The 18,435-nt window shown below is 61.6% G+C and carries 14 protein-coding genes; 12 read left to right on the top strand and 2 right to left on the bottom strand.

Features of this window, described 5'->3' with window-relative positions:
* The first annotated feature begins 232 nt into the window (after nt 1–232).
* The 3 genes from O9X62_RS01295 (at nt 233) to O9X62_RS01285 (ending at nt 5,679) form a co-directional block, all read left to right on the top strand.
* On the top strand, nt 233–2,212 hold the full coding sequence (locus O9X62_RS01295; protein WP_269530968.1) for a methyl-accepting chemotaxis protein: 1,980 nt from the start codon (nt 233–235) through the stop codon (nt 2,210–2,212).
* Nucleotides 2,209–4,044: a methyl-accepting chemotaxis protein gene (locus O9X62_RS01290; protein WP_269530967.1), complete on the top strand. Its 1,836-nt coding sequence runs from the start codon at nt 2,209–2,211 to the stop codon at nt 4,042–4,044. Before O9X62_RS01295 ends, O9X62_RS01290 begins: the two co-directional genes overlap by 4 nt.
* A gap of 213 nt (nt 4,045–4,257) precedes the next feature.
* A complete protein-coding gene (locus tag O9X62_RS01285; RefSeq protein ID WP_269530966.1) occupies nt 4,258–5,679 on the top strand; it encodes a S41 family peptidase in 1,422 nt (473 codons plus the stop codon).
* A 145-nt stretch (nt 5,680–5,824) separates the two neighbouring features.
* Here the strand turns inward: O9X62_RS01285 and O9X62_RS01280 are convergent, their stop codons facing one another.
* Complete coding sequence (locus tag O9X62_RS01280; protein ID WP_269530965.1) at nt 5,825–7,261, bottom strand: YdiU family protein; 1,437 nt, start codon at nt 7,259–7,261, stop codon at nt 5,825–5,827.
* 135 nt (nt 7,262–7,396) lie between these two features.
* On the opposite strand from O9X62_RS01280, the gene O9X62_RS01275 reads away from it, so the two are divergent.
* From O9X62_RS01275 to ybaK, 5 genes are all read left to right on the top strand, one after another.
* Entirely contained in the window at nt 7,397–8,125 is a 729-nt protein-coding gene (locus tag O9X62_RS01275; protein ID WP_269530964.1) for an ABC transporter substrate-binding protein, read from the top strand.
* A 92-nt stretch (nt 8,126–8,217) separates the two neighbouring features.
* Nucleotides 8,218–9,747, top strand: a complete 1,530-nt coding sequence (locus O9X62_RS01270; protein WP_269530963.1) for a methyl-accepting chemotaxis protein — start codon at nt 8,218–8,220, stop codon at nt 9,745–9,747.
* Nucleotides 9,748–9,758: 11 nt separating this feature from the next.
* Nucleotides 9,759–10,514 (top strand): ABC transporter substrate-binding protein, encoded by a 756-nt coding sequence (locus O9X62_RS01265; RefSeq protein WP_269530962.1) that lies wholly within the window; start codon nt 9,759–9,761, stop codon nt 10,512–10,514.
* Nucleotides 10,515–10,553: 39 nt separating this feature from the next.
* Nucleotides 10,554–11,312 (top strand): transporter substrate-binding domain-containing protein, encoded by a 759-nt coding sequence (locus O9X62_RS01260; RefSeq protein WP_269530961.1) that lies wholly within the window; start codon nt 10,554–10,556, stop codon nt 11,310–11,312.
* 69 nt (nt 11,313–11,381) lie between these two features.
* The gene (gene ybaK / locus O9X62_RS01255) at nt 11,382–11,879 is read left to right on the top strand and encodes a Cys-tRNA(Pro) deacylase (RefSeq protein WP_269530960.1); all 498 of its coding nucleotides are present in this window, start codon (nt 11,382–11,384) and stop codon (nt 11,877–11,879) included.
* Nucleotides 11,880–11,891: 12 nt separating this feature from the next.
* Here ybaK and O9X62_RS01250 read toward each other — a convergent pair whose 3' ends face one another.
* The gene (locus O9X62_RS01250) at nt 11,892–12,689 is read right to left on the bottom strand and encodes an ABC transporter substrate-binding protein (protein WP_269530959.1); all 798 of its coding nucleotides are present in this window, start codon (nt 12,687–12,689) and stop codon (nt 11,892–11,894) included.
* Nucleotides 12,690–12,930: 241 nt separating this feature from the next.
* Between O9X62_RS01250 and O9X62_RS01245 the strand changes: the two genes are divergently transcribed.
* From O9X62_RS01245 to O9X62_RS01230, 4 genes are all read left to right on the top strand, one after another.
* A complete protein-coding gene (locus tag O9X62_RS01245) occupies nt 12,931–14,046 on the top strand; it encodes a beta-ketoacyl-ACP synthase III (protein WP_269530958.1) in 1,116 nt (371 codons plus the stop codon).
* A gap of 116 nt (nt 14,047–14,162) precedes the next feature.
* Nucleotides 14,163–15,752 (top strand): ABC transporter substrate-binding protein, encoded by a 1,590-nt coding sequence (locus tag O9X62_RS01240; protein ID WP_269530957.1) that lies wholly within the window; start codon nt 14,163–14,165, stop codon nt 15,750–15,752.
* 66 nt (nt 15,753–15,818) lie between these two features.
* On the top strand, nt 15,819–16,586 hold the full coding sequence (locus O9X62_RS01235; RefSeq protein ID WP_269530956.1) for an SDR family NAD(P)-dependent oxidoreductase: 768 nt from the start codon (nt 15,819–15,821) through the stop codon (nt 16,584–16,586).
* A 241-nt stretch (nt 16,587–16,827) separates the two neighbouring features.
* Entirely contained in the window at nt 16,828–18,420 is a 1,593-nt protein-coding gene (locus O9X62_RS01230; protein WP_269530955.1) for an ABC transporter substrate-binding protein, read from the top strand.
* The last annotated feature ends 15 nt before the right edge of the window (nt 18,421–18,435 follow it).

Here is an 18,435-nt window from a genome sequence, read left to right as displayed (position 1 = left end):
ACACTACCCCAATTTGCCCATGGTTGAAATGCGCGCTCCGCGCGGTGTTGCAGCGCAAAAAAGCGCCCTTGGACTTCGCGCTGATTGGGGCTACAACGGCTAATGAACACCAAGGAAAAAAATCCAGCCGATGGCGCGCAAGACCTGACGTTTGCGCGCCATCAGTATTGGCAATGATGCGGCCTGAGGCCCTGGGTGGTCGGGAAATCTGATTCCGGAGAGGAGTGTCGCCATGTTGCACCTTTCATCCATCAGTGTGCGCAGCAAGCTGGTCTTGCTGGTCAGTGTGCCGGTCATCGCCTTGCTGCTGGCGGTGGGCGTGGTCATGCTTGACAGCCTGCACACGGCTCGCGCCATGCGGGCCACCGTATCGCTGACCCAGTTGCTGGGCCACACCAGCGATCTGGCATTGGCGTTGCAGGCAGAACGCGGTACCAGCGCAGGCTATCTGTCGGGTGGCGACAGTGCCCCCATGCAGGGCGCACGCCAGAAAACCGACCAGGCGCGCAAGCGGCTCGCGGATTATGTCGCCACCACCACCCTGCCCGACAGCGTGAGCAAGAATCTCGCGGCGGTGGAAGCCGCCCTGGATGATCTGCCGGGCTTGCGTACCCAGATCAGCAGCAAGGCCGTACCGCCGTTGACGAGTTTTTATCGCTACACCGCCTGGGTGACGGGCACCGTGCAGCTCGCGCAAGGCATTGCGGGTGATACCGAGCATGCCGAAGTCATGCGCAATGAGCAGTCACTGGTATCGCTCCTGTGCGTGATGGAGCAGTCGGCGCGCGAGCGAGGTCTGCTCAACAGCGTGTTCACCTCGGGCCAGTTCGCCCCGGCCAGCCTGGCCAAGGTCCAGGCTGCAGCCGGTGTACAGCAAAGCTGCGAGGCCCAGTTTGTGGCCCTTGCCGATGCCGCCACGCTGGAGGCCTACCGCGCACGCACGACCTTGCCGGTGTTCGCCGAGACGGCACGCCTGCGTGAGCTGGCTGTCGGCAAAGCGGCCGAGGGAAATTTCGGGGTCGATGCCAAGCAGTGGTTTGCCACGGCCACCCTGCGGCTCGACGCCCTGCGCGAGGTGCGCGATGTCCAGCTTGAGCGCATACGCGGTACGGCCGCCGCCAGCCAGCAATCGGCCGAGGCCGCCTTGTGGTGGCAGATCGGCATTACCCTTGTGATTCTGGTGCTGACCGCCGTGCTGGCCTGGCAGATCAGCCATGCGGTGGCTGATCCGGTCAAGGGCATCGAGCAGCTGATGAGCCAGCTGCGCGACTCCATGGATCTCTCGCTGCGGGCAACGGTTACCGGTTCGGACGAGATCGCCCGCATCGGCCATGCCTTCAATGCCCTGCTGGCTGCGTTCAATGCCTCCATCCTTGAAGTGGAGCGGTGCGCGGGTGATGTCGCTGGCGCTTCGGATGCGCTGGCAGATACCGCAGGGCAGGTCTCGGCCGCTACGCAGAATCAGTCCGATTCGGTTAATGGCATCGCGGCTTCGGTGGAGCAGGTGACAGTGAGCATCGCCACCATGGCCGCCGCCACCAGCGATAGCGAACGCAAAGCCACGGACGCCCAGCAGAGTGCCGTGCGTGGTCGGGCCATTACCGAGTCGGCAACGACGCAGATGCAGCATGTGGACGCCGCGGTGACGCAGGCGGCGGAAACCATCGCACAGTTGGCGCAGCGCTCTGCGGCGATTGACGGCATTGTTGCGACGATCCGCGAGATTGCCGACCAGACCAATCTGCTTGCCCTCAATGCTGCCATCGAGGCAGCCCGGGCGGGTGAAACCGGTCGCGGCTTTGCGGTTGTCGCCGATGAGGTCCGCAAGCTTGCCGAGCGAGCTGGCAGTGCCACCCGCGACATCAGCCAGCTGGTTGCCGCCATTCGCGCCGATACCCAGGCCGCCAGTGCGGCCATGCGTGCGTCCAGTGAGCGCATGCAGCAAGGGGTGGAGGGCGTGCGTGAAGTATCGGCCGCGCTCGGTGAGATCGACACCGATACCACCGGCGCCGTGGGTGCTGCCCGCGAGATTGCGCTGGCGATGAGCGAGCAAAAGAATGCCAGCGAGATGGTTGCCCAGCAGATCGAGCAGATTGCCCAGATGACGGAGGAAAACAGCCGCGCCGTCTTCCAGACGGCAGAGCTGGCCAAGGACCTCAATCGCTTGTCTGGTCAGTTGGCTGGCATTGTTGGCCGATTCCACCTCGCGTGAGCGAGCGCCCCATGCGCGTGCTCAGTTTTCGCAACCGCCTGCGTTGCTTGGCCTGCTTGCCCCTGCTGGTGTTGCTGGGCGTGCTTGTACCCTGGCTGCAGACGCTCGACCGCCAGCTGGCTTTGCTCGATGCAACGGTAAGACAGACGCATCTGATGACCGATGCCAGCCGCCTTGCCCATACGCTGCAGGCCGAGCGCGGCTTGAGCTACGGCATGCTGGCGGCAGGGCGCCTGGGTGATGGCGCGGTCGCAGAGGCACGCGGGGCCAGTGATGCGGCACTGGTGAAACTGGGCTGGCAGGCAGCGGCACATCCGATGGCGCAGACAATCCAGACGCTCAGACAGCAGGTGGATGCGCGCAATGCGACACCGGCGACGCTGTTTGCCGACTACAGCAAAGTCATTGCCTCGCAATTGCACTACACCACGGCCGCGGTCCGTAAGACCCAGCGCGCCGAAACCCTGCGCCAGCAATTTGCCCTGCTCGGGCTGCTTTGCCTCAAGGAAGCGGCGGCGCAGGAGCGTGGGCTGCTCAATGGTGTGATCAGTGCCGGCCGGTTTGCCAGCGGGGAACGTGACAAACTGATCGGCCTGTTAGCCCGTCAGCAACGTTGTGAGGCGGACTTCACCGACTTTGCCGATCCCCCCTTGCTGGCCGCCTACAACCAGCATCGCCACTCGCCGTTGTTGACCCGCTTGATGCAGCTGCGCAGCGGCATGCTGGCCGAACCCGCCGGTTTTCCGGTGACAGCACCCAGCTGGTTCTCACTTGCATCTGAACGTCTGGGCAGCCTGCAGGTGCTGGGCGAGGCCCTGCTCGATACCATACGCAACGACGCCCTGCGTGCGCAGGCTGACCTGCGCAACTGGTTTCATCTCAGCGTCCTGGCGGCCAGCTTGCTTGCCCTTATGCTGGCACTGCTGCTCTGGAGCATCACCGCCAGCCTGCGCCGCACCTTGGGTGGCGAACCTGAACAGGTTGCCCGCATCGCCCATGCCGTGGCGCACGGGCAACTGGCGCAGACCATCGTCCTGCGCAAAGGCGATCAACATAGCGTACTCGCGGCCATGCAGAGCATGCTCCATGGCCTGGGCGGCACGGCGGCCGCCTTGCACCAAGGGGCGGACCAGTTGGTAGAGGCGGCGCTTCAGCTTGAGCGCGCTTCCTTTGCCATGGCGACTGCCAGTGGCCAGCAGGCGGCTGGTATCGAGGAAACTGCGGCAAGCGTCCAGCAGATTGCCTCGGCCATCGGCGCCAATAGCGACCATGCCCGCCAGACGGCAGTGCTGGCCGGGGAGTCCAGCCTCAAGGCTCATGAGGGCGGCACGGTCGTGACCGAGGCGGTAGCGGTGATGCATGCGGTGGCAGCGCAGATTGCGGCGGTGGACGAAATCGCTTACCAGACCAATATGCTGGCGCTCAACGCCACCATTGAGGCTGCCCGTGCCGGGCCGCATGGCAAAGGGTTTGCCGTGGTTGCCGGCGAGGTGCGCCGCTTGGCCGAACATGCAGCGGCCGCCGCGCGGGAGGTGGCCGAGGTGGCACGCACAGGTGTGCAAACCACGCAACAGGCGCAAGCCATGCTGGCGGCGATCGAACCCGCAGTGAAACGCACCTCGGAACTCGTTTCCGCCATCAGTGCGGCGTGTGCCGAGCAGTCGGGCGGCACCCAGCAAATCAATATCGCCTTGGGGCAGATATCCCAGTCTGTTCAGGAGAATGCAGGTACGGCCGAGGAGTTGGCGCATATTGCAGCAGACCTGCGGGTACAGGCTGAATCCTTGCACCAGCTGGTCCGCTTCTTTGCGCTGGAGCCCGCGCACAGTTAAGGCCAAGGTCTGTTCAGCCTTTGCACCGCTTGCAGTGGCGGCCTGCTGATTGCACCATGGCGGGCTGATCCCTTTGTTTGCAGGTTTGCCATGTATTCAGCATTGCCCCTCTTTTCCCCGCGCGCCGCAAGCTGCGCGCTTGTGTTGGCGCTTGGCCTTGCGGGCTGTGGTGGCGGAGGTGGGGGTGGCAGCAATGTAGTTGTCAGCCCGCCGGTGACCACGCCGCCGACGTCCACCGTCAAGGCGCAGGCTTGTTCGCCCAATAACCCTTATCGCGGCGATGCCGAAGGGACGACCACGATCGGCACCCTCAGTGATGAAAAGCGCTGGGTGCGTGATTACATCGACCGCAACTATCTCTGGTACCGCGATGTGCCTGTCGTGGATGCCAATGATCTTGCCTACAGCAATGAGAGCAAGTACTACGAGTCGCTCGATAACTACTTCAATGCGCTCAAGTCCCCCTTGTTCACCGCCTCGGGCAAGCGCAAGGACGAGTTCAGCTTTACCTATCCGACCAAGGCATGGGATGACATGGCCAATAGCGGTACCTCGCTGGGCTATGGCATTGAATGGCACCTTGATTCCGCGCGTGCGCCCCGCGGGATCAAGGTCGCGTATGTCGAGCCGGGTTCAGCCGCCGCCCAGGCCGGTGTGCGTCGTGGTGATCTGCTGGTCACGGTGGACGGCGTGAGTGCGGATGGCACTACCAGCCTTGAGGTAGACACGTTGAATGCCGCGCTCTATCCCGCTGCCCAGGGCAGCCACAATTTCGTCTTCAACCGCACGGGCGCCACGCAATTCACGGTGACCTTGCAAGCCGCCACTGTGGCCAAGCAACCGGTGCTGGTGGCCAAAACGCTGGATGCCGGCGGTGCCAAAGTCGGTTACATGGTCTTCAACGACCATATCGCCACGGCCGAACAGCCATTGATTGATGCCGTGAACCAGTTCAAGACGGCCGGCGTCACCGATCTGGTGCTGGACCTGCGCTACAACGGCGGTGGCTATCTGTATCTGGCCAACCAGCTGGCTTACATGATTGCCGGCCCGGCCCGTGCGCAGGGCAAGGTCTTTACCCAGCTGCAATACAACGACAAGCGAGCAGCCGATACTGCCGCCTCACGTGACCTGTTCCGCACCACGGCCTGCAAGCTCAACAGCCAGTTTTATTGCACCTCGGGCGATGCGCTGCCCACGCTGGGTCTGGCTCGTGTGTACATCATCGCCAGTAACGCCACCTGTTCGGCGAGCGAGTCCATCATCAATGGGCTGCGCGGCGTGGATGTGGACGTACAGCTGATTGGTGGCACTACCTGTGGCAAGCCTTATGGCTTTACGGCCAAGGATAACTGCGGGATTTCCTACTTCCCGATCGAGTTCTCGGGCACCAATGCCAAGGGCTTTGGTGACTATGCCGATGGCTTTGCCGCAACCTGCCGTGCCAGCGATGATTTCTCCAGCCAGCTGGGCGACAGCAACGAGGGCATGCTGTCTGCCGCCCTGTACAAGCGCGCCAATGGCAGCTGCAAGCCGGCTGCGGCCGCCCGGATGGTCGGCGGTGAGCCGATCGATGGCCTGATGCTGCGTGGCCCCTTGCGTGAGAATGCGTTCACCTTGCCCAAACGTCAGTAAAGTTGGGGCAAGCAAAGCAAAAAGGCGCGATCTCTCGCGCCTTTTTGCTTTTGGAACCGAGTCCGCGCCTGACATGCGGATGAGCGTCCACGTAGTTGGTGCCGTATCACGCGGCCTTATCGCATCCCGCGGGCGACGCGCCGGATCAGGATGAGCAGCTCACCGATAGTGTCTGTGCCCAGTCGGGCGGCAGGGCAGCAAGTGCCGCGTGGTCCGGGTGTTCATCAAACGGTGCGGCCAGCACATGTTGCAAGCGAGCGATCTCGCTGTAATCACCTTCCTTGGCAAGGCGAATGGCCTGCTCGGCCAGATGGTTACGCAATACGAACTTGGGATTGGACCGATTCATGGCCTGTGCGCGTTCGGCATCGGTGCGGTTCTCGGTGCGCAGGCGTTCGCCATAGCGGAGAGCCCAGGCATCAAAGCCGTCGCGGTCGACGAACAGGTCCCGCAGGGCGGTATTGGCTGCGCCGGGCTGACTGCAAAATCCGCCGAGCTGGCGCCAGAAAATCGTCCAGTCGGTGCGACCGGCCTGCATCAAATCGAATAGCGTGGTCAGCAAGGCCCAGTCGTCTTCACGTTCGGTCAGCAGGCCCAGTTTGGCGCGGAAGCGCTCACCCAGTGCCGCCTCGAATTGGGGCTGATAGCGACGCAGGGCCGCGACAGCAGCATCCCGGTCCAGCAGTGGCAACAGCGCCTGCGCCAGGCAGTGTAGGTTCCACAAGCCGATCTCGGGCTGGTTCGCATAGCTGTAGCGGCCCTGATGGTCCGAGTGGTTGCAGATGTGGCCTGCATCAAAACCATCCAGAAAGCCGAACGGGCCGTAATCGAGCGTCAGACCCAGCAGCGACATATTGTCCGAGTTCATCACCCCATGGCAGAAGCCCACGGCTTGCCAGTCGGCGATCAGGTCGGCCGTGCGCTCGATAACCTCGTCGAGCAAGGCCTGATAGGGATTGGTGCTTTCCCGGCAGTGGGGAAAGTAGCGCGTGATGGCGTAGTCGGCCAGCTGCCGCAGCTGCGCGTGTTCGCCGCGGTGGAAAAAGTGTTCAAAGTGCCCAAAGCGCAGAAAACTGGGCGCCACGCGTGTCACGACAGCGGCGGTTTCGGGCGTTTCGCGCCAGACAGTTTCCGGGCTGGCCACCAGTGCCAATGCGCGGGTCGTGGGGATGCCGAGGCCCTGCATGGCTTCGGAGCACAGGTATTCGCGGATGCTGGATCGCAGTACTGCCCGCCCGTCGCCCATACGCGAGTAGGGCGTCAGCCCGGCACCTTTGAGCTGGATCTCTTGTCCTGCCACCTCGCCCAGCAGCAGGGCACGCCCATCCCCAAGTTGCCCAGCCCAGATGCCGAACTGGTGACCTGAATACACCGTTGCCAGTGCGGGGCTGGCTGACGGCATCGGGGTTCCCGACAGACGGGCCAGCCAATCCTCGCCGGTGCCTGGCAGCGCCAGCTCGTCGGCCAGCGCGCGGTTCCAGACCGCCATCACCGGCTCGCGCAAGGGTGTGGGCACGACTGCTTGTGAAAAGGCTTCGCCCAAGGCGGCCCAGCCGGGTGGATGCAGGAAGGGGGTGTTCATGTCCGCATCTTATCGGAGCCATGCCTGGTCAAGTACCTCAACTTGAACCTGAGTGATTGCTCAACTAGCGTGGAGATACCGGTATGGTCCCTCGCCGTGGTTACCCGATACATAGATATTCTGAAGGAGACATTCATGCGTTCAGTGACGACCCGTTGCTGTCAGGTGGCCTTGCTGGGCCTGGTGGCGGTTCAGGCTTCTGCGCTCAAGTTCGTGACCGAGGACTATGCGCCCTTCAACCTCAAGGGTAGCGATGGCAAGGTCAGTGGCATCTCGACCGAGATCCTTCAGGATGCACTCAAGCGCGCAGGTCTCTCGGCCAACATTGAGCTGCTGCCTTGGGAGCGCGCCCTCGATATGGCCAAGAAGCAGGCCGATGTCTGCGTCTACTCCGCCGTGCGTAACGCCGAACGCGAAAAACAGTTCAAGTGGATCGGCCCGCTGGTCGGTGACGACATCACCCTGTTTGCGCGTGCCGACAGCAACATCGCCCTGGGTTCACCCGCCGATGCCAAGCGCTACAAGGTGGGCGCTTACAACGGCGATGCCTATGGGGACTTCGTGGAGAAGCAGGGTATCAAGCTGGACCGCGTGCCCAGTGATTCGCTCAATCTGCCCAAGCTGGCGGCGGGCCGTATCGATCTTTGGGTGGCAGGGGCCAAGAGCGGCCCCTACAAGGTTTCCCGCGAGGGCAGCGGCCTGAAGATCAAGCCCGTGATCACCGTAGGCGACCCCAAGGATGCGCATATGTATCTGGCCTGCAATCCCGGTGTGGCGGATGACGTCATCCGCAAACTCAACGATGCCGTCAAAGCCGTCAAACAGGATGGCACGGCTGACCGGATCGGCAAGAAATACCAATAAAACGGCGCCCACAGGGGGCATATGCCCCCTGATGAGGACCGGATAACAACGAACCTGTCACCACGTCGGCAAGCCTTCAATGGGTGGGCATCATGAAATTCAACAAGAGCATCAGCTGGCGGCTTAACCTCATCTTTGTGCTGGTGATCAGCCTCGTGCTGCTGGCGCTGGGTGCTTACAACTACCTGTCCACCAAGCAGCGTCTGGAACAGGGCCTCAAGGAACAGGCCGATGCCTTGGCCGTGCGGCTGCAGCTCAGCTTGCCAGCCGCGATCTGGAACTTCGACAAGAACCAGATTGGCCAGGTGCTGGAGGCCGAAATGGTGTCCCGGACCTTCAACGGGATCCGTTTGCGCAATGGCAAGGACTCCATTGCCGGCCTGATGCGAGGGGAGGATGGCAAGACCACCAAGGCCGAACTGGCGGCCGTGATTCCCGGCAGCAAGCAGGAAGTGCCCCTCGAATTCAATGATGAAGGCACCAAGAAGAGCGTGGGGGTTGCCGAAATCTTTGTCTCGCAGCAAGGCGTGGAGGACGCGCTGCGCGAGAACCTCACGGTGCTGGTGATCCAGATTCTGGTGGTCGACATCATCTTGCTGGTGGCATTGTCGTTCAGCCTCAGTGCCGTGGTGCTCCGGCCACTCAACCAGCTGAGCAAGGCGCTACGCGAAATTGCCTCCGGCGATGCCGATCTGACCCGTCGCCTTACCTTGCGCGGAGATGACGAGTTCACGGCGGTATCGCGCTCGTTCAATCTCTTTGTGGAGCGCCTTCAGGGTGTGATGCGTCAGGTGGCCGAGATTGCGCCACAGCTGGCTGCCGCGGCCGAACAGACCAGCCGCATCATGGAGGCCAGCAGTGCCGGTATCCAGCTTCAGCAGCAGGAGAGCGAAGCCGTAGTGGTGGCGGCGGCAGAATTGAGCCGCCAGGTCCACGAGATTTCCGTGAATACCAATCAAGCGGCGGATGCCGCCAACTTTGCCAATGTCGAGGCCGATAAAGGCCAGGCGGTCGTCAACAACGCCATCTCGACCATCGGCAACGCCGCGCGCGAAGTGGAGGCTGCTGCCGAGGTGATTGCCCAGCTGGAAGCCAATAGCGCCAAGATCGGCACCGTGCTGGAAGTCATCAACGAAATTGCCAAGCAGACCAATCTGCTGGCGCTCAACGCCGCGATTGAGGCTGCGCGAGCCGGCGAGGCAGGGCGCGGTTTTGCGGTCGTGGCGGATGAGGTGCGGGTGCTGGCCAACCGCACCCATGACTCCACCACCGAGATCAAGCAGGTCATCACCGAGCTGCAGCAGGGTACCACTCGCGCTGTCATGGCCATGGACAGCAGCCGTGATCGCGCCGAGGAAGGCCTCAATCGCGCCCGGGATGCCGGCAGCACCATTGAACATCTGGCTGAATCGGCCCGGCGCATTGCCGCCATCAATGAGGAGATTGCTGCCGCTTCGGCCCAGCAGGATCAATCGGTTGATGGCGTAACAGACAGCATCCGCAATATCCAGAAAGTGGTCAGCGAAGCCGCCAATGGCGCTCGCCAGACTTCCATTTCCGCCGAGGAGGTGGCCCGTTTGGCGGTGCAGTTGCAGAACGCCGTCGAGCAATTCAAGGTTTGAAAGGAGTCGCCATGTTGGAATTGTTGCGCAAGTCGTGTGGGCCGCTGCTGGCTTCGTTGTTGATCGCCGCCCCGGTGCTGGCTGAGACCAAGGTCGTCAAGCTGACCTCGCTGGATTGGCCGCCCTACACCGGTGCCAAGCTGACAGAGCAGGGGGCCAGCGTGGCGGTCGCCAAAGCCGCCTTCAAAGCCATGGGCTACGAGCTGAAGGTGGAGTTTTATCCCTGGAGCCGGGCTGTGCAGCTTGCCAAGAGTGACCCCGGCTACGCAGGCTACTTCCCGGAATACGACTCACCCGAAGTCCGCAAGGACTTCCACTTGTCCGACCCCATGGGCTCGGGCCCATTGGGTCTGGCCCAGCGGGTGGATGCGCCCTACACCTGGAGCAGCATTGCCGATCTGGCCAGCAAGAAGGTCGGCGTGGTGCAGGACTATGTGAACACCACCGAATTCGATGCGCGCGTCGCGGCCAAGCAGCAGCGGGTGGATGTGGCCATGGACGATGGCAAGAACCTGCAAAAACTGGGCAATGGCCGTATCGACCTTGCGGTGGTGGATGCCAATGTGTTCCGCTACCTGCTGCAAACCCAGCCCGATCTCAAGCCCTTTGCAGGCAAGCTGGCCATGAACGCCAAGCTGCTGGAGGACAAGAAGCTGTTCGTCTGCTTCAAGAAGGATGCCGAGGGCCAGCGCATAGCCAAGATATTCAACGAAGGTCTCAAGAAGATCGACGTGAAGGCCATCATGGACAAGCGTTTGGGTGGCTAGTCCTGGCGGCATCGTCCCCTACCGACAAGGAACATGAAGATGCGAATGCTATTTCTGCTAGCCGCCATGCTGGGTGTCGGCGTCTCTGCAGCTGACAAGCCAGCAATGCTGAAACTGTGTGTAGACAGTACCGAGGTCTACCCATGGGTGGTGGATGGGCGCGACGGACTGAACATCGTCCAGCTGAAGATGGTGTCGCAGAAGCTGGGCACCAAGTTCGAGTTCCACCGCATCCCCTGGGCACGCTGCCTCGATGAGATGCGCCAAGGCAATATGGATGGTGCCTTCGCTGCCAGCTTCAAGCCGGATCGCCTGGCGCTTGGGGTTTACCCTGGCGGCGGCGACAAGCCCGATGAGAGCAAGCATATGATGATGGATGGCTACACCTTGTTCCGCGCCAAAGGCAGTACGGTGAGCTTTGATGGCAAAACCATCAGCAACCTCAATGGTGCGGTGGGTGCCCAACAGGGTTACTCGGTGGTGGATCAACTCAAGGGGATGGGCGTGCGGGTGGATGATGGCACGCGCAGCGCCGACGACACGCTGCGCAAGCTGGCGGCAGGTCGTTTGGGTGCGGCAGCCTTGCAGACACTGGAAGGCGAGAACTCGATCCGTCTGCCGGAGTTTGCAGGCAAGGTGGAAAAGGTCTCACCTCCCTTGGTTGAAAAGCCCTACTACCTGATGCTGTCCAAACAACTGGTTGCACAGAACGGCGCATTTGCCAAAGAGGTCTGGCAGACCGTCGCCACCGTGCGGGAGTCTCCGGAGTACAAGAAGGCCGTGGCCAGTTTCAAATAGTCCGGCCTGCTGGAAACCAGTGCGGCCACCCGCTTGGGCAGTGGGTGGCCGCCTTGTTAAGATTGCCGCATGTCACAGGAAAAAGCCCCCGTTACCCAGGCCGTGCGCGCCCTGCGCCAGCACAAGGTCGCGTTTACCGAACACCTTTACGACTACGTGGAGAAGGGCGGCACAGCCGAATCCAGCCGCCAGCTTGGTGTACCCGAACACGCGGTGATCAAGACCTTGGTCATGGAAGACGAGCACAAGAAACCGCTGATTGTGCTGATGCACGGTGATTGCGAAACCTCCACGCGCAATCTGGCACGCCAGACCGGCCGCAAGCATGTGGAACCATGCACGCCCGAAGTCGCCAATAAACACACAGGCTATCTGGTGGGCGGCACCTCGCCGCTAGGCACCAAGAAGCCGATGCCCGTGTACATCGAACGCAGCATTCTCAACTTGCCGCGCATTTATCTGAACGGCGGCAAGCGCGGTTTTCTGGTGGGGCTCAATCCGCAGGATTTGCTGCCGGTCCTCAAGCCCGAAGCCGTTGATGTCGCCAATCCGCACGGTACGGAGTGAATGTCAGTTCGTTTACTTGGCGGGCGGTACATATATCGACTGCGCACCCAGCTCCTTGCCCAGATGCTTTGCCAGAATCGCCCGCAGCGTGCCGTCCTCGCGCATCTTGCGGATCATCTCCTGCCAGCCGCGCGCCTGTTCGGGCGTGAACGATTTCTTCGATAACACCAGCCCGCTAGGTGTGCCGCTGCCGGGATCCCAGTTCTCGATCCGCTTTGCAATAGGGATCTTGAGTTCGCGGAAGTAGAACTGCGACAAGAACTGCGATGTGATGAAGATGTCGAAACGTCCGCGGTCAAACATCTGGTAGACCATGCGCGAATCGGCTGCGTTGTAGAAGCGGTTTTGCGCATCCAGCAACTTCACGTAGCGGTCATAGTAAGACCCGTAGCTGAAGGAGCGAACGCCGCCAATGGTAAGCGCCGGGGTCGCAATGAACTGATCCATATTGCGCACCTGGGCGGGTACCTTGGGGCCGATGACGACCTGATTGACCTCGATCACGTAGTGCTCAAACCAGGCAAAGGCATCACGCGCTGGCGTCTGCACACCGGATCCCGCCATGTCCACCGAGCCACTTTCCAGTTCAAACCAGGTTCGCGCGCGCGGCTGCAGGGTGGTCTTGAATGCGCAGCCGCTGCGTCTGGCCAGTTCCTTCTGCACATCGTCATCAATACCGCCTTTACCCTCGGCGTAGATCAGGCCGAACTCGTAGTGGGCAAAGTGGATGGGACGATCGAGGCAGAGTGATTGGGCGTAGGCAATGGCGCTGGTGCTCAGCAGACAGGCCAGCAAGGGCAGCAAGCGCATGGCAATTCCTTATCGGGATGTTTCAGCAGCATGTATTGATCAGTCAGCCTAGTACATGAGCGTGAATGTGGCAGCACTTGCCGGGACGTTTGGTCCCTCGGCGGGATCGCCAGTAGCTTGCTTGAGCGGGCTTGGTGGCTTGCCTCATGACTCGCAGCCGCCAATCGCCCTGATCAGGAGCACAGGACCCATCTGCTATCATTAGCCGATTCAAGCGCTTGCTTAATCACGGATACCGCCCATGCACACTGCCGTCATCACCGGCACCGGCCTCTACACGCCGCCTCATGCCATCAGCAACGAGGAACTGGTCGCCAGCTTTAATGAATACGTGCGTCGCCACAACGCTGAACACGCGGCTGCAATTGCTGCGGGCGAGCGGGAGGCGCTGGCCGAGAGTTCGGTGGAGTTCATCGAAAAAGCATCGGGCATCAAGCAGCGTTTTGTAGTGGATAAAGCCGGTGTGCTCGACCCCGCGCGCATGTGCCCGAGCATTGCCCCACGCGCCAATGAGGAATTGTCGATCATGGCCGAGATGGCCGTGGCGGCGGCCAAGCAGGCGCTGGAGCGGTCTGGCCGGAGCGTGGATGAAATCGACGGCGTGATCTGCGCGGCCAGCAATATGCAGCGCGCCTATCCGGCCATGGCGGTGGAAATCCAGCAGGCTCTGGGTATCAACGGCTGGGCGTTCGACATGAACGTGGCGTGTTCGAGCGCGACCTTCGGCATCGAGCAGGCTGCCAATGCGATCAAGACCGGCACGGCGCGCGCGGTGCTGATGGTGAACCCGGAAATCTGCTCGGCGCATCTGGAATGGCGCGATCGCGATTGTCACTTCATCTTCGGCGATGTGGCGACAGCGGTGGTGGTGGAGCGTGCTGATCTGGCCAAGACGGCCGGTTACGAGATTCTGGGCACCAAGCTTGCCACGCTGTTCTCGAACAATATCCGCAATAACGCGGGTTTCCTGAACCGTGCCGAGGATAAATGGGGCGATCTGCGCGACAAGCTGTTCGTGCAGGAAGGCCGCAAGGTGTTCAAGGAAGTCTGCCCCATGGTGGCCGAGCATATTGCCACCCATCTGGGCAGCCTCAATCTGGTACCTACCGGCGTGCGTCGCTACTGGCTGCATCAGGCCAACCTGAACATGAACCTGCTGATCGCGCGCAAATTGCTCGATCGTGATGCCATGGCCGATGAGGCACCGGTGATTCTGGATCGGTACGCCAACACATCGAGCGCGGGCTCCATCATCGCGTTTCATCTGCACGGAGAGATGGCAGCGGGCGAGGTGGGCGTGATTTCGAGCTTTGGCGCGGGTTACTCGGTCGGCAGCGTAGTGCTGCGCAAGCGCTGAGGCCTGTCGCCTCAGCACAAGCGGTCGTCGCGCCACTTGCTTTCATAATCCAGCACAGCCCGCCACAATGCGGGCTGTCTGTTTTTCGGCCCCGTGTACTCCGAGGAGAACCCCCGATGCACCGTTATGTCCGCCCCAGCCTGATCTTGGCTACCCTGATTGCCGCCAGCGCCACTACCCATGCCGCCGGCACGCTCAAGTATTGCTCCGAAGGCAGTCCCGCAGGTTTCGACCCCGGTCAGCTTACGGCGGGCACGGATTTCGATGCCTCGTCGCAGCCGGTGTTCAACCGCCTGGTGGAGTTCCAGCGTGGTGGCACGGCCGTGGTGCCGGGTCTGGCCGAGAAATGGACGCTGAGCCCGGATGGCTTGCAGTACACCTTCCATCTGCGCCGCGGGGTGAAGTTCCACAGTAACGAGGCCTTCAAACCCACACGCGATTTCAATGCGCAGGACGTGGTGTTCACTTTCGAGCGCATGGGCAAGCGCGAGCATCCTTATAACAAGGCTTACCCGGCCGAGTTCCACTACTACACCAGTATGGGGATGGATCAGAACATCGCCAATGTGGAAGCAGTGGACCCCTATACCGTCCGTTTCACGCTCAAGAAGATCGACGCCGCGTTCATCGCCAATCTGGCCATGGGTTTTGCGTCCATCCACTCGGCTGAATATGCCGATGCCTTGCTCAAGGCCGGCAAACCGGCACAGATTGCCAGCGCGCCCATCGGTACTGGCCCCTTCGTGTTCACGCGCTATGACAAGGATTCGGTCATCCGCTATAGCGCCAACAAGGCCTACTGGAATAAGGCTGAGACCAAGCTCGACAAGCTGATCTTCGTGATCACGCCGGATAGCGCCGTGCGGGTGCAAAAGCTCAAGGCCGGCGAATGCGATATTGCCTTCATGCCCAAGCCCGCTGATCTGGCGGCTGCCAAGGGCCATCCCAAGATCGTGATTGCGTCGCAGCCCGGCTTCAATGTGGGCTATCTGTCCTACAACGTGACCAAGAAGCCGCTGGACAAGCTGGAGGTGCGCCAGGCGCTCGATATGGCGATCAACAAGAAGGCGATTCTGGAGGCCGTGTACCAAGGTACCGGCATTGCAGCATCCAACCCCATGCCGCCGACGCAGTGGTCGTATAACAAGAACCTCAAGGACGCACCCTACAACCCCGAGAAAGCCAAGGCGCTGCTCGCCAAGGCGGGCGTGAAGCAACTGGAAATCGGCCTCTGGGCCATGCCGGTGCAGCGCCCCTACAACCCCAATGCCAAGCTGATGGCCGAGATGATCCAGGCCGATTGGGCCAAGGTCGGCGTCACCGCCAAGATCACCACCTATGAGTGGGCCGAATACCTCAAGCGTGGCAAGAAGGGCGAGGCCGATACCGGCATGTTCGGCTGGACCGGCGATAACGGCGATCCCGACAACTGGCTCAACATCCTCAGTTGCGACGCCGTGGGCGCCGGTAACTACTCGCAATGGTGCGACAAGGAGTTCGACAAACTGGTGCTGGATGGCAAGCAGACGGCCGATGTGAAGAAGCGCACCGCCATCTACATGAAGGCGCAGGAACGCTTCAAACAGGCCATGCCTTGGTCGACGATTGCCCATTCGGTGGTCAGCGTGCCCATGAACCGCAAGGTGGTGGACTTCAAGATCAGCCCGTTTGGCCGCATGAGTTTTTCCGGGGTATCGCTCCAGTAATCTGGCTGGTCGGCAAGGACACCCTGGCCGGCCAGTCTTCATCATTCCTGACAAGCAGGCGGTGCCGTGATTTATCCGGGTCTGGAAAACAAGGTCGCGCTGATTGTGGGCGGTACGTCAGGTATTGGTCTGGCGGCTGCGGCGCTGTTTGTTGCGGCCGGCGCGCGCGTGGTGATAGCCGGACGGGATACAAAAAAAGGCGAGGCCGCGCAGACCTCGCTTGGTGAGGCAGCCCTGTTCGTGCCCTGCGATATTTCGGATGTCGTCAGCGTAACGGCGCTGTTCCAGGCTGTGACCGATCGGTTTGGCCGGCTGGACTGCGCGGTCAATACCGCTGCCGTGGCACAAAGCCCGGCCATGCTTCATGAGATGTCCGATGAGCAAGCCGCCGCGCTGCTGAATACGGATGTCCATGGCCAGTTTCTGTGCCTGAAGCGCGAAATTGCGATGATGCAAGCGCAGGGGGGCGGCACGATCGTGAATGTCTCCTCGGTCAACGGTTTGTCGGGCGTGGCGGGCGCGGCCATGTACAGTGCCGGGCGTCATGCGGTACTGGGGCTGACACGCTCTGTTGCGCGTGAGTACATAGGCCAGCACATCCGGATCAATGCCGTATGCCCCGGCGCCACGGATACGCCGAGGCGGCAGCAGCGCATGGCGGCTGTCCCGGAAGCCATGCGGCAGGAGATCCAGGCCCATACCGCGCAAGCCATTCCCTTGGGGCGCCTCGCGACCGCCGACGAGATCGCTCAGGCCATCCTCTGGCTGTCGTCGCCCGTGTCATCGTATGTGGTGGGGCATTGTCTGGTGGTGGACGGCGGCTTGTCTGCCTGAGTCAGACCTTGGGCGTCATCCAGATAGAACGGGCCGCGAGGCCCGTTTTTCATGGTTCACGTCAAGTCCGTTGCGCGGTGTTGAAGTGGTGGCCCGCCGCTCTGTCGGCCTCCCGCAACAGTGATTCGCTGCGACATGACGGGCGCCACGCAGCCTGTGATACCGTCCTCCGCGCATGCGCGAGCCGCCATCCGCGGCTATAACGTCGCTACGTTCCCACCATCCTCCGAGGACCGAATCCATGAAGCGTCTGACCACCTTGTCGCTCGCCCTGACTGCTGCGCTCGCAGCCGGGTACACCCACGCAGCCGGTACCCTGAAATACTGTTCCGAAGGTAGTCCGGCCGGTTTCGACCCCGGTCAGTACACGGCAGGGACAGATTTCGATGCCTCGGCCGTGCCGGTGTTCAACCGTCTGGTCGAGTTCGAGCGCGGTGCGACCAACGTGACCCCCGGTCTGGCCGAGAAGTGGGACATCAGCAAGGATGGTCTGGAATACACCTTCAAGCTGCGCAAGGGCGTGAAGTTCCACAGCAACGACAGCTTCAAGCCCACGCGCGATTTCAATGCCGACGATGTGGTCTTTACCTTCGAGCGCATGCTCAGCAAGGATCACCCGTTCCGCAAGGCCTACCCGAGCGAGTTCCCGTATTTCACCGATATGGGCATGGATGCCAATATCGCCAAGATCGAGAAGCTCGACCCTCACACGGTCAAGTTCGTGCTCAAAAAGGTGGATGCCGCCTTTATCGCCAATCTGGCCATGTCGTTTGCCTCGATCCACTCGGCTGAGTATGCCGACACCCTGCTCAAGGCGGGCAAGGCCTCGCAACTCAACACCCAGCCCATCGGTACCGGCCCGTTCGCGTTCAAGAGCTACCAGAAGGACGCGCTGATCCGCTTCACCGCCAACAAGGCGTACTGGAACAAGGTCGATATCAAGGTCGATAACCTGATCTTCGCCATCACCACCGATTCGGCCGTGCGTGCGCAAAAGCTCAAGGCCGGCGAGTGCGATATCGCCTTCCAGACCAAGCCCTCCGACATCGAAGTGCTGAAGAAGGACCCCAAGATCAATGTGATGTCGCAGGCCGGCTTCAACCTCGGTTACCTGGGCTACAACGTCAAGCACAAGCCGCTCGATAACGTGGCCGTGCGCCGCGCGCTCGACATGGCCATCAACAAGAAGGCCATCATCGAGGCCGTGTACGCCGGCTCCGGCCAGCCGGCCACCAACCCGATGCCGCCGACGCAGTGGTCGTACAACAAGAAGCTCAAGGATCAAGCCTACAGCGTCGATGCCGCCAAGGCTGCGCTGGCCAAGGCCGGCTTCCCCAATGGCTTCGAGCTGGCCCTGTGGGCCATGCCGGTACAGCGCCCCTACAACCCCAATGCCAAGCTGATGGCTGAAATGATCCAGGCCGACTGGGCCAAGATCGGCGTCAAGGCCAAGATCACCACTTTTGAATGGGGCGAGTACCTCAAGCGCGCCAAGAACGGCGAGCACGATGCGATCCTGGTCGGCTGGACCGGCGACAATGGCGACCCCGACAACTGGCTGGGCGTGAACCTGAGCTGCGATGCCGTGGGTGGCAACAACTACTCGCAGTGGTGCCACAAGCCGTTTGACGATCTAGTCATGAAGGGCAAGCAGACGGCCGATGTGAAGCAGCGCACCGCCCTGTATGAAAAGGCCCAGGAAATCTTCAAGCAGGAACTTCCGTGGACCACGGTGGCCCATTCGGTGGTCAACGTGCCGATGAGCAAGAAGGTGCAGGGCTTCAAGATCAGCCCCTTCGGCACCATGCAGTTCACCGGCGTCTCGGTAAAGTAAGCCGCCCGCAGCCCC

The organism is Chitinimonas sp. BJYL2 (genome assembly GCF_027257935.1).
GTDB lineage: Bacteria > Pseudomonadota > Gammaproteobacteria > Burkholderiales > Chitinimonadaceae > Chitinimonas.
Note: the sequence above shows the minus strand (reverse complement) of the source record. Positions and strands in the feature narration are given on the sequence as shown.